The organism is Photobacterium obscurum (assembly GCF_026191635.1).
In the GTDB taxonomy this organism is placed as follows: domain Bacteria; phylum Pseudomonadota; class Gammaproteobacteria; order Enterobacterales; family Vibrionaceae; genus Photobacterium; species Photobacterium obscurum.
Genome location: NZ_JAKRRW010000002.1, coordinates 412338 through 425012 on the forward strand (window position 1 = coordinate 412338; position 12675 = coordinate 425012).

Annotated in this window: 12 protein-coding genes; 6 read left to right on the forward strand and 6 right to left on the reverse strand. The window is 45.2% G+C overall.

Going from position 1 to position 12675, the window contains the following annotated elements; all coding sequences use genetic code 11:
* Positions 1-98 precede the first annotated feature (98 nt).
* The gene (locus tag MD588_RS04030) at positions 99-1022 is read left to right on the forward strand and encodes a histone deacetylase family protein (protein WP_265695582.1); all 924 of its coding nucleotides are present in this window, start codon (positions 99-101) and stop codon (positions 1020-1022) included.
* Positions 1023-1060: 38 nt separating this feature from the next.
* On the opposite strand, the gene MD588_RS04035 is transcribed toward MD588_RS04030, so the two are convergent.
* The 6 genes from MD588_RS04035 to fdhD form a co-directional block, all read right to left on the reverse strand.
* The gene (locus MD588_RS04035) at positions 1061-2020 is read right to left on the reverse strand and encodes a hypothetical protein (RefSeq protein ID WP_265695583.1); all 960 of its coding nucleotides are present in this window, start codon (positions 2018-2020) and stop codon (positions 1061-1063) included.
* 397 nt (positions 2021-2417) lie between these two features.
* Positions 2418-3050, reverse strand: coding sequence for a TetR/AcrR family transcriptional regulator (locus MD588_RS04040; protein WP_265695585.1), 633 nt, complete (start codon positions 3048-3050; stop codon positions 2418-2420).
* A gap of 95 nt (positions 3051-3145) precedes the next feature.
* Positions 3146-3661: a DUF2505 domain-containing protein gene (locus tag MD588_RS04045; protein WP_265695586.1), complete on the reverse strand. Its 516-nt coding sequence runs from the start codon at positions 3659-3661 to the stop codon at positions 3146-3148.
* 9 nt (positions 3662-3670) lie between these two features.
* Positions 3671-5659 (reverse strand): SDR family oxidoreductase, encoded by a 1989-nt coding sequence (locus tag MD588_RS04050; protein ID WP_265695587.1) that lies wholly within the window; start codon positions 5657-5659, stop codon positions 3671-3673.
* Positions 5660-6420: 761 nt separating this feature from the next.
* Positions 6421-7335: a helix-turn-helix transcriptional regulator gene (locus MD588_RS04055; RefSeq protein WP_265695588.1), complete on the reverse strand. Its 915-nt coding sequence runs from the start codon at positions 7333-7335 to the stop codon at positions 6421-6423.
* Positions 7336-8205, reverse strand: coding sequence for a formate dehydrogenase accessory sulfurtransferase FdhD (fdhD, locus tag MD588_RS04060; protein ID WP_265695590.1), 870 nt, complete (start codon positions 8203-8205; stop codon positions 7336-7338). It lies immediately after the preceding gene.
* A gap of 331 nt (positions 8206-8536) precedes the next feature.
* Here fdhD and MD588_RS04065 point away from each other — a divergent pair, with 331 nt between their 5' ends.
* The 5 genes from MD588_RS04065 (at position 8537) to MD588_RS04085 (ending at position 12663) form a co-directional block, all read left to right on the forward strand.
* On the forward strand, positions 8537-9013 hold the full coding sequence (locus tag MD588_RS04065) for a DUF3305 domain-containing protein (RefSeq protein ID WP_265695592.1): 477 nt from the start codon (positions 8537-8539) through the stop codon (positions 9011-9013).
* A complete protein-coding gene (locus MD588_RS04070; RefSeq protein WP_265695593.1) occupies positions 9003-9686 on the forward strand; it encodes a DUF3306 domain-containing protein in 684 nt (227 codons plus the stop codon). The genes MD588_RS04065 and MD588_RS04070 overlap by 11 nt, the downstream gene beginning before the upstream one ends.
* Positions 9687-10040: 354 nt before the next feature.
* The gene (locus MD588_RS04075; RefSeq protein WP_265695594.1) at positions 10041-11738 is read left to right on the forward strand and encodes a 4Fe-4S binding protein; all 1698 of its coding nucleotides are present in this window, start codon (positions 10041-10043) and stop codon (positions 11736-11738) included.
* 10 nt (positions 11739-11748) lie between these two features.
* Positions 11749-12354, forward strand: a complete 606-nt coding sequence (locus MD588_RS04080; protein WP_265695595.1) for a TorD/DmsD family molecular chaperone — start codon at positions 11749-11751, stop codon at positions 12352-12354.
* Between the two features lie 108 nt (positions 12355-12462).
* Positions 12463-12663 (forward strand): twin-arginine translocation signal domain-containing protein, encoded by a 201-nt coding sequence (locus MD588_RS04085; protein WP_265695597.1) that lies wholly within the window; start codon positions 12463-12465, stop codon positions 12661-12663.
* The last annotated feature ends 12 nt before the right edge of the window (positions 12664-12675 follow it).

The following is a 12675-nucleotide window of genomic DNA, read 5'->3' on the forward strand; positions in this document are numbered from 1 at the left end:
CTATAGTTATACCAAGCATAATTGCTGAATCCCTATTTGACGAAACAATGAGCATAATTTTTAACGTCAGGGGATTTTTTGACAAGGAGTAGCAGCCGATGACCACTGCCTTTATAACGCACGGAGATTACCTGCTGCATGAAATGGGAGCTGATCATCCAGAGCGACCGGAGCGTATCGGGGCCATTACTCAATATTTGGCGTCATCTGAGCTGGGTGATCAGCTGAAGTGGCTGGCAGCGCAGCCGGTGCCCGAGGGCTTGCTGGAGAAAATACATCCGGTTGAGTACATTAGCTGGCTCGATAGTCTGCAGCCGAAACAGGGGCTAGTATATGCCGATCCTGATACCGCGCTTAATCCTCATACAATGCGTGCTGCCCGCTTGGCTGCCGGGGCGGTAACCATGGCAACTCAGATGGTACTCGAGGGGAAACTGACTAATGCATTCTGTGCGGTGCGTCCACCGGGGCATCACGCCGAAAGAAGCATTGCGATGGGTTTTTGTTTTTTTAACAATATAGCCCTTGGGGTTGAGCAGGCCCTTAGTCACCGCGCGATAGAACGCGTCGCTATCCTCGATTTCGATGTCCACCATTGCAACGGTACCGTTGATATATTCAAAGATCGCCCTGAGGTACTGGTGTGTTCAACATTTCAGCACCCTTTCTTTCCCCATCGCTATTATGATATTCAGCGTGACAATATCATTAATTCACCCTTACCCGCAGGTACCACCGGAAATGAGTTTCGGCAGGCGGTCGAACGGGACTGGTTGCCTGCTTTGCATTGCCATCAGCCGCAGATGATATTTGTCTCTGCCGGGTTTGATGCTCACCAGGCAGATCCGCTCGGACAGCTTTTGCTCGATGAAAGTGACTATCGCTGGGTTACCCAGTTAATCGTTAACGCTGCATCTTGTTTTGCCAGCGGAAGGATAGTTTCGGTACTAGAAGGCGGTTATGACTTGCAGGCGCTGGCTCACAGTGTGTATACCCACTTAGAAGGCTTGGTAGAGGGCTAAAACGCTAGAGCCAGCTGAGTAATAACGATTTTTGATCATCAAAAGTTGTAAGTCAGGTTAACCGGATTCCTAATATCTTGAATTGACGATTCTTGTCGGCCGTCAAACTTTGCCAGAATGGCGTATTTTCCTTTTGAAACCTTAACTGTCACGTTGTTGCCACTGCCAACAGGCAGTCCGTCCATGTAGAAGCTAGCAGGCTTGTTGCTAAGAAGCTTAATATCGAATGACTCAACACCGACCTCCTTAACAATCTGTGCGTCAATCTGTTCATTATATTGGACAAATAGATTGAAGCTGGCTTGGTAATCAACATTACCGTCATAATCCATTAGCGCAGAATCGACGTTAAATTGATTAGTTGTGCTGGTGATACTGATTTGGCCAAAACGTGTTTCAATGGCATCACGGATAAGCTTGGATGTGGTCTGTTTGTTTTCAAAACAGGTTCGGATTGACTGATAGGGAGAACACTGGGTCTTACCTGAAATAGATATTGAAATAGGGTTGGCAAACTCTTTTTTGAGGCGGCTCGTTACACTAGCTTTAATGGCATTCAGCTTATCATTATAGATCTTTTTCGACTCTCTCAGAGATTCATTAAGCAGAACGATCTTGTTGTTGTGCTGTTTGACTGTCTCGGTATTTTGCTTGATTTTCTGCTGGTTCTGCTTGATCTTCTTTGATGTTTTCTTCATGGCACCAAAGTAAAAATCTGTCTGTTCGTCGGTACCCGATAACATTTCCTCACTGAGTTTTGCCTGATATTCCAGGTACAGCTGTTTATCTTTGGTGATTGATGATTGGAGTGTTTCTGTTTGGGAGGTTAGCGTAAAAATACTGCTGCTGATTTTGGTGAGTTCTTTGAGTTCGGCGGTGTTGGTAAACTGAGCTTTAATCTGCTTTACCTGTTCTGTTTCACTGTCAGTGAGTAGTGAGGTCGCATGAGTAGCAAAAGAAGTGCTTATAGCCGCAAGGAGAATGGCTTTCTTGAACATGGAATGGATAACCTTTGACAACAATTCGCATTAATCACAGGTATGCCCAATTTATTGTTATTGATAAGTGACATACCTATAAACCAGGCTGGTAATTAAATAGCCATTTTGCACCAAAGTCATGTTTTTTATGTGCAATCAGGTCGAAACTTATACATCCATCAAACTTTAAGCGAAGAGCCTCTCTTTGTGCCGTGCATAAATTTTATCGGGCTGATTTTTAAGTGTAAATTGAGCGGTGAATGGTCAAAAAAAAGGCGAGGTACGTCAAAAAATAATCGGTACGGTGCTCTGGAGTATTAGGATGAGCTATCGGGGCATTAATAATAACGCCATGCATGAGCATGGCGTTATTTATAAGAGTCCGTATTTCCTACCATCCAATTAAAGGCGATGGCTAGTTAACAAGCTCATCCAGCAAATCTTGATGGGTATAAAACGGTGATTTTGCTGATTCGGTCAAATAAGGCTCAACCATTGAAATTAGGCGTAGTACGCCAGCACGGATCAAATCAGTCTCACTGTATTTATCATCGAGTAAGGTTTGGTAGTTAAGCCAGTTTAAGCTTACAAGCAGCAGATTATCAGCCAGCAGAGGAAGGCTGTTATCGTCGCATTTTAGTTTGCCCAGGCTGATCAGGTGCGCCAGCATATCGTTACTCAGATTCCGCAGCTTTAAAATGAGTGTGCGTATCTTACGTTTAATCTGCGGGCTTTGACCGTTGAGGTTATCAAGGTTCCTGAACAAAAAGCGGTAGTGAGTAAACAGTGCCATAATGGTGTGCATAAATGGCCAGTAATCATCAAAGTCTTTTACCTGTTGCGGGTATTCATTGCTGATTGTTGTAAGAGAGTTTTGTAACTCTGTCACTAGCGTCGCAATGATCTCATCCTTGCCCCTGAAGTGATAGTAAAGGTTACCTGGGCTGATCCCCATTTCTGTAGCAATGATCAGCGTGCTTACCTGCGCAATACCATCACGATTAAACAGGTCAAGGCTAACTAACAAAATCCTGTCGCGGGTTTTCATTGTATCTTCCTTGTTTACTGAAAGTAGTTGCCCAGTCCGAGATGATGTCATCTCGCCATGGAACTGGACAGCTACGTTTATCTCACTGGCTTGTCTTAGCCCTCGGTAACAAGCTGTGGCAGAGTTTCACGCAGAAACTCGTACTCAGCCTGCATCTGCTGCTTAATATCATCACAGATAAAAGACACCAGGGTACTACCGATGAGAGGAACCGACGATTTAACGGTAACTGACACATTGTTCTGCGTTGCAATGCCAGCGCGATCAGTCGGCTCGCTAAACATCATCTGGCCAGAGATAGATGCAGGAACACCAATGATTTCAACATCCATATGGCAAAGCAGTTGTTCATTTTCCTGCCAGTGCCAGGTTTCTTTTTGCTTGATGGTGTTGAAGTTTCCCAAGATACTTTTCAGTACGCCGGGAACATTGGCTGGAACTTCACGCTGAGTTTCGACGGCAAAGCCATCATCCGTTTCTTCAATCTTGCTGACTCGAACATTTCTGGCACCCAGTTTCTGGTATTTTTCAGTAATGAGTTCATCTTCACTGAAGTAGCGCAGTAGGGTATCCAGATTTTCTTTATAGTCGTGAATCGCTGTAACTTGCATGGTGTTTCCTTACATATGGATTTCGCGGATGATGCTTGAAAGAGCCATCGCCTCTGGACTCTTTTCTTTCGGCTCGCTTGTTGGCTCGGCACTACCAGACTCTGGTGACATGTTGTAGCCAGCATTCATAACCAACTCACCCAGTTTTGGATACGCGCCGTGGATCAAGGCTGCGAATAGACCCATTTTGTTTGCAATACGCTTTGGCTTCTCAATAATGGCCTTAATGATCAGGTCCGCGGCTTCTTCAGAAGTAAGAAGAGGAATACCACCCTCAGCTTTGCGGTAGTGATCGGCGATCATTGGTGTTTCGACCAAAGGCATATTGATAGTTGTGAAGTTGATGCCCTTAGTGCAAAGCTCGGTTCCGGCAGTACGGGTAAATGAATCCAGAGCCGACTTCGATGCCGCGTAGGCAGAGAAACGAGGCTGGTTGGTTAGTACTGCAATCGAAGATACGTTGATGATGTGACCAGCTTTTTGCTCAACCATTTCCGGCAACAGGCCAAGGATCATTCTTAGCGAGCCAAAGTAGTTGATTTGCATGGTACGCTCATAATCGTGTAAGCGATCTGTCGAGTTGATCACTGAACGGCGAATAGAGCGGCCGGCGTTGTTGATCAGAATATCGACTTTACCGTGCTGGCGTTTGATTTCCTCAAGCACTTCCTGGCTTGGTTCGTCTTTGCTGAGATCGCACTGGTAAATAAACGCACGGCCACCAAGACGTTCAACTTCATTACGTGTTTGTTGCAGACGCTCTAGATCTCGTGCGATAAGCACCAAGGTAGCGTTGGTTTCTGCAAGTTTCAGCGCTGTTGTATAACCGATGCCAGAAGAGGCGCCTGTTACTGCGATAACTTTATTGTCGACACAACCTTTCAGAGTTCGATCTACATGCAGTGACGGATCGAGGTTACGTTCCCAGTAGTCCCAAATATTTGCGGCATAATCAGGCAGGCGAGGGCAGCTGATGTTGCTGTCGGCCAATGCATTGAGTGTATTGGAACAATCAAACTGCGTTGGGTAGTTAAACATACTCAGCGCATCTTTAGGAACCTGCATTTCCTGGCTTAATGCGTCGATAAAGTTACGCAACACAGGCAGGTGTCCCAACTGTTGCCAGAAGTTGTTTGGCACCATACGGAACAAGCGCATATCAATACGCATTGCCATTTTAGGCGCGTGACCCGCTTCGGCAAACATATTGATGACTTCACCAGCGCGGTAAGGGTCTGGATCAACTAGCTGGAAGCAATTTCCTTCCACATTTTCTTTGTGGGCAATATGATCGATACAGTCAGCCACGTAATCAACAGGCACTAAGTTCAGACGGCCACCTTCCAGCCCCAATAGTGGCATCCATTCAGGTAGCGCATGGCGGATACGTTGAATAATCTTGAAGAAGTAGTATGGCCCGTCAATACGATCGGCTTCGCCTGTCACCGAGTCACCAATGACGATACCAGGGCGATAAGCGCGCCATGGAATGGTTGCTGTTTCACGAACCAGCTTTTCTGCATTGTGTTTGGTTGCAAAATATGGATGCTCAAGGCCTGTCGCCTCGTCCAGCATATCTTCTCTGAACCAGCCGCGAAACTGTCCAGCAACCGCAATTGAACTTACGTAGTGGAAGCACCCAGCATTAATACGTTCTGCCAGTCTTAGGGTGTTTTCTGTGCCATCAATATTGGCACGCATCATCGCTTCTTCATCTGCCTCAAGATCGTAGATCGCAGCGAGGTGGAAGAAGTTAGTAATTTTTCCGGTTAATGACTTAATGTCGTTAGCGGATAGTCCAAGGTTTGTTTCAGTTATCGAGCCACGGTAACTGTGGAACTTATTCTTGGGTAGTTGGTGTTTTTCGATCAGAGCCTGAAGTTTTTCTTCGCAAGCTTCACTAAATGAAAGTACGTAGATATCTCCAGGTCTCTTAGCCAGACGTTTTAAAAATTGAGAACCGATGAAACCAGTTGCGCCGGTAATGAAAGAATTCATGACCACTCCTTACGCGATTATCTTTTATTTAACACAGAGTATTTTTATACAAACACAGAGTAATTTACTGGTCAGATGACCAACCACAAGTGTGCACCTGGTGGCACAAAAGCTCAAAGTTCAACAGGCAGAAATTGGCGATAGATCAAGATTCCGCAAAGGAATTTCTTCATTTAGAGCAATTGCTCACATATTGAGTAAAAATGTTGCATTGTGTGCACTGTTTACGCATTAACGTAACTGATTTATTGAGAGTTTGGTTATTTATTTAACTTATGATTTGGGTCAAAAACGGGTCATTTGAAACGCGAACGTGAGCGAAATCGTGAAGATGGTAGGAGTGGCGTTGAATACCATTGGAATGCAATTGCGTGCGCAAAAACTAAGGTGTGATAGCCAGAGAATCGAATTAATAATTTTTGGCAGAGAAGTATCTAACTAAATTCAACAGATCATAAGCATTTTCACTTATTGAATAAATCCCATTGTTTTTGGGCGCCCAGGGCACCTTGATTTGAGTGTGTTCGGTTTGAATATTGAAGATGCCTATTTGATGGCAATTTTTGCTTTGTAGCTTCTGTGTTTCTTATGTTTGATAGCTTATCCTCAAGGGGAGAATCAAGGTTATGAAATTTTTTGCCATCATAGTGTTCGCCAGCTTGCTTTCTGGAAATAAAAAAGCGAGCCGTCTTTGGTAGGCTCGCTTTTTATTAGGTATCCAATAGGGGTTTAGTAGCCAGTTCGGCTATCAGCCTTCAGCCTTAACTTGCGCTCCAAACCTGTTGACCTGTGCGTTGGAAGTTGTACCCCCCAAGTTGGTCACCCTTCGCCTGGACATCGTGGGCTGACAATGATTGCATCAACTGTTGCTGCAGCGTACGGAAGTAAATGTTTTTGGGGATAACGAGCTCGAAAGCTTCACGGCATAGAGGAATAAAGCCAAGGCCAAACTCGCCGGCAGTACTTTGGCTGGCACAGCCAACATCAGCCTGTCCACGTGCGATAGAAGAAGCAAGTTCACGCTCGCTATAACAGATGTCGGCTTTGGTAAGCATCTCGACATTGAAGGCATGGCCGTGCAGCCACTCTTCTAGTGCTCGCATGCTACCGGCACCTTCCTGGCGTAGGGCCCAACGCCAACGAGAGGCCAGTAGTTCTTGAGGGTTTAAGGAGCGAGCATTCACGCAATCGGCGATTTCATGGCTAACAACTAAACCTTGCTGGCGCTCAAAAGCGTGGACCAGTACCCAGTTTTTATGCCCAGGGTATTGTTGTAATAAAGCCGGATGGCGGAGTTGTGCTTCATCGGCATGACCCCAGTGAATAGCACACATATCGACATGACCTTTGCTTAACATCGCGAGGCCCTGACGGGTTCCAGTAGAGGTATAACCAACCAAAGCGGTACTACCTAACTTATTGGCCATGTTGCCGACAATCATTTGTAATAGAGGATCATCAGATCCTGCAATAAGAAGGCGATCGTTAAGCACACCGTTATGGCAGGACTCCAGCAGCCATTTGTCGAGCATGGCTTTGGGAAATAACCATTTTCCTGTCACTTTGGTTGCGGGCAACAAACCGTCGTTGGCAAGGGCATATACCTTCTTCTCATTTAGATCCAGGTATTCAGCAACCAGTTTGGCATTCATAAATTCAGGGAAGCTGGGGGACATTTACGCATTGCCTCCGGTTTGTCGCATTTTTTCAGTGCTCGTTTCAGAATCGCCCTTGATATCCAGTATCAGATTTTCTTGTCCGTTATAGACTTGAAAACGATGGCCTTTGGCACGGGCAATCATAGTGATCCCAAGCTTCTGGGCGAGCTCATAACCCATCTGTGTTGCCCCCGAGCGGGATAGCAGAACAGGGATGCCCATCTGAGCGACTTTGATTACCATTTCAGAGGTCAAACGGCCTGTGGTGTAGAAAATTTTGTCTTCGCCTGTTTCGCCCTTAAGCCACATTTCACCTGCTAGTGTATCAACGGCATTATGGCGACCAACATCTTCGACAAAAGAGAGTATTTCGGTATCTTTGCAGACCGCACATCCATGAACCGCACCAGCCGCCTTGTAGGTTTCGTTGTGATGGGTCAGAGATTCGAGCAAACCGTACAGTTTGGATTGTGGCACTTTCGGCTGAGGAAGGGTGACGCCTTCCAGCTTCTTCATTACATTACCGAACATAGTGCCTTGGCCACAGCCTGAGGTAACCGTTTTCTTCCCCAGCTTCTTTTCTAGTCCATCGGTATTTTCTCGGGTGATCACGGCCGCCGAGTTGGTATCCCAGTCGATGATCAAAGATTCGATGCTATCTATATCTTCTATAAAGCCTTGATTCTTCAAGTAGCCAAGCACTAATGCGGAAGGGCGTTCGCCCAGCGTCATCAGGGTAACGACCTCAATCCAGTTAAGGTAAACCGTTAGAGGGTGCTCGCAGGCGATTTCTTTGTCCATCATGTCGCCGTATTCATCCATGACCTGAACGGTCATGGTTTGGTTGACGGAAGATTTGGTTTTTATAATTTTCGGCAATTGGGTCATCAGAAGTTCCTGCTGATCGAAAACAGTTTAATCATCTTTATATCCACTAAAGAAACTATGCTCAATAGTGCTTACTGTCTGAAGTGGTTTTTAAAATATTATGAGTAACATTGCTTAAGCAAATATCGTTCCAGCTCTGAATCCAGCTTTGTTCACATCGGCTAGTCCGACTCACTAGTCATGCCTTGATACATGGGGTTAATTGTTAGCAACTGCAGTTTACGTGAAACCATGGCTTAGACGTAGAAATTACCATATTTATTTAAGTTGGTCTGATTATTGCTTTGGTAGCCGTATTGAAAGGTTAACGAGCAATGAGTAAGGAGTGACTGTGCCAGATTTACGTAAAGATGAATCCATATGGCCTATCGCATTTCGTCTGGTCTCCGAGGAAAAGCAAATAGGTCGGTGGTCGACCTTATCTTGGTCAATTGAAGATGTGTGTCTTTATGATCAAGACAAAAAAGAGGCCGTTGCACAAACCGACGGTGGATACATTCTTCCTTTGGAGCTTTATCGTGATGAGCGTACTGAATATCGCTTTAACTTGAGCTCTCAGGACCCGCACTTATTCATTGTTTGTGAAGAAGAAAACGAGCAGCTTTCTCCTTTGCTAATGACTGCTGCGCAAAGCGTTGCCGGGAGCTATATGGATGGCGATTATCAGGTTTTACATATCCAGACGCCGCTTCAGGTACAGGCTTGGATGGAAGCCTTTATTGGCCGGCACGGCGAACTAATCGAGTTCAAACGCAAGCGCTGCAAAGGTAAGAACAAAGATAAAAAAGGGCGCTCCAGTGGCAACTAATTTTTTCCAGCGTTGGTCTGGCCGGAAATTAGCGGCTCGCGAGGATGTTGCTGATAGCACGCCCCCAGACACTGATACCGTAGTTGATACGGCTGAGGTTGACGTTCATATCTCCGATATAAAACAACAACCTAGTGATTTATGTTTGGAAAGCGAAACGAGTGCCAAGGCTGGTGGTGCAGAATCAGAGAGCGGTTCGGAACCTGATTTAACTAGTGAAGAAGTTTCACTTACTTTAAAAGATGTTGCCAATGTGACCTTTGAGAGTGGCGTGTCTTCATTCATGAAAACGGGGGTCGAAAAATCAGTAAAGAAAGCGGCGCTACGTAAGTTGTTTCATTCTGACGAGTTTAATTATGTCAGTGATATGGATGATCACACGGAAGACTTTTCCAATGTCCCTACCTTGGACAGCAACGTGACAAAACAACTTAGGAACTGGGTGAATCAAGCTGCTGAAAAAATTGAAGAAGTTGCAGATGCACTTGATCAAAGCAGCTCGGAAGGTTCTGGCAAGAAAGGATCTTCGCAAGCGCGTGTTGAACGAGAGAGTAATCCAGATAGGGCACATACAGAGACTTCAGAGGAGCTAGTTCAAGGTAGCCAGCTTGATAATGAAGCCGTACTTGGTGCTCATGATGCCAAGTTGAATGAGTTAGCGGATAGAAGCTAATTATTACTAATAAATCAGAAAGAAAAAGCAGCTAACGTTGAGAAATCAACGTTAACAATGAAATCAAAAGCGAAGTTGGGACAAAAAGGGAAAAATACCCTTAATAATAATCGGGACATTTTGGCGCAATACAAATTAAAGCGTGGGACAAATTGTCGCATGACGTATTGTCCAAACTGTCTCTTTCCGACTTTAGTTCCTTATAGGTCATTTTATTCCGTAAAAAGTTGGTTCGGTTATTGCTCTTATAAAGAGTGTGAAGGCGATTGTTTTTTAAGTTACTTATAAAAACACCTATTAAACAAGCACCTTTAATCGGCACTGACTAGCGGTGACGAGTAGACAGGAATAAGAATGTTAAAAAGTACACTAGAAGCGTTTTCTGATTCAAATGGACAAGCACGCCATACTGCAATTGCAGGAACGGTCGAATTGTCTAATCTGATCCCTCCTACGGTTTCCTATGAAAGCCGCGGGAATTTATTGATCATTGGTCCTCAGGAAACGGTTACAGCGCTGGCAACTCAATTTTCATCTTTGAATTCTGTAACGCTTTTGGTCACAGAAATGGCGACTGAAAAAGCGGATACCGCAGAGAAGGTTGAAAACTTGTACTTCAGTAATCAGGTCGCTGTTAAAGGTTACCTCGGTGCATTTGAAGTGACTTGTCGAGTTGATGGTTCTTTTTCGGAAATAGCAACAACAGAAGCTTCTGCTAATCTGGCAAAAATTGCGATTGGCCGTGACTGTTTTGACCTCGTTGTCGATATGACTGCTGAGGGTGTTGTCGCAACAGAAATTCCAGCTCCTGGTTATTATGGCGTTGGAGCGGGAAAAGCCAAATTGGCTAATGTGATTGAAGATCTTCCAGATATGCTTGGAACCTTCGATAAGCCAAAATATTTTCGTTTGAACCCAGATATTTGTGCACATTCATCACGCGGTGTTAGTGGGTGTGATCGTTGCGTGGATGCGTGCCCTGCGGGAGCTTTGTCCAGTAACGGCCATGCGATTGAAATCAATCCATACCTTTGTCAGGGGGTCGGTACATGTGCGACCGCTTGCCCTACAGAAGCGATTAGTTACGCGTTACCGGACCCTGATAATACCCAGCATTTTGTGCATCGCCTACTAAGCCGATATCTGCAAGAAGGGGGTGAAAACCCAACACTTCTTCTATATGGGAATCGTGATGAGCTGTCTGTTGTTCAGGCGCTTGCAACACTTCCGACAACAGTTGTTCCTGTTGCACTGGAAGAGCTTGCCACTGTAGGTATTGATACTTGGTTTAGTGCGCTGGCTTATGGAGCGCATCAAGTTCTTTTGGCGACCAATGCTGCTTACATTCCTGCCACTATTGATCGTGTTCTAACTGATGAACTAACGATTGCTCAGGCATTTTTGACTGAACTGGGTTATGACGCTGATCGTATTACTTTATTTGATTTAGCGACTGCTGATTCTTTTAAGGTATTTGATACCGCGCTGATCCCTGCAACCCTGCCTGCTGCAGAACGTATTGAAGGCACTAAGCGTGAAAAACTTTTTGCAGTTTTGGAATTGCTATATAACGCAGCGGCTCAAAAACCTGAGTGTTCAGATGTACCTGAAAATGCACCTTATGGCTCCGTTGAATGCCAATCTGATGATTGTACCTTGTGTATGAGTTGCGTGGCTGTTTGTCCGACACGCGCACTTCATTCGATTGGTGATCGTCCGGGATTATTGTTCATCGAGCAAGATTGTGTGCAATGCGGTATGTGTGAAAAAGCGTGTCCTGAAAAAGTGATTTCTTTAAAACCCGGTTTTAACTGGGATAAAGAAGCGCGTCAGGCAGCGCAAGTTGTTCATGAAGAAGAAGCGGCTTGTTGTACCAGTTGTGGAAAACCATTTGCGCCGGCATCCATGGTGAAAATGCTAACTGAAAAGTTACAAGGTCACTCCCAATTTCAGGGAGATGCCATTCGCCGGTTGGCTATGTGTGAAGACTGTCGCGTTCGTGATGTCTTTTCAAAGATCGAAAATGATCCAGAAAGTCAGCTAAGGGTGTAAGGAACGGAAAATGGAACAATTAATGGTAAATCAGCCGCAACACGAAGAAACGTCACTACGTATCGAGATCTACGCCATGCTTGCCCATCTAATGCGTCAGGCGCCAGACGAAAATGTTCTGAATTGGCTTGCGGATCTAAATGTTGATACGTCAGACCATCAAGTTACCGAGATGGCTGCAGCTTGGCCCTTAGTCAAACTGGCGGCTCAAAAAGCCAATCTCATTGCTGTTGAAGAAGAATATCAAGATCTGTTTATCGGAATTGGTCGTGGTGAAATTGTGCCATTTGGGTCCTGGTATCTAACCGGATCCCTGATGGAGATGCCTTTGGCTCATCTTCGTCGTGACTTGGTTCAATTGGGTTTTCAGCGTGATGAGTCGGTAAAAGAGCCGGAAGACCACATTGCTGCGCTACTTGAAGTGATGGCGATGCTGGTGGAAGGAGGTGACGAGCACCTTCAGAGAACCTTCTTTAATCGCCATATTGCGACGTGGTTTGAGCGGTTGTGTGCCGATATGAAAGCCGCTGAAAGTGCCGTGTTCTACTGTGCGGTGGGTGAGCTGGCATTGCAGTTTTTAACGGTAGAGAAAACGCGTTTTATTGAAGTGAACTAGAACTTTCTGAATTTACTTTTTGTTACGACGTAATTAGATAAAACAAAAGAATCGATTCCTGGAGATGTTTTTTTGTCATCAGGAACAACGATAAAGGAGCAAGCTTTAATGAGTGAGCAAAATAAACCCAATCAAAGCCGTCGCCAATTGTTGAAAAACATTGGCTTAAGTGTGGCTGCTGGTGCTGTTGCTGCTGGCACGACAACTGTTGCTCAGGCAGCAGCTGACAAGCCTGAAGAAAAAAATGAATCTAAAACAACCGGCTATCGCGAAACTCAGCATATTCGTGATTACTACGAAACCTTGTAAGGCGGAGCAATA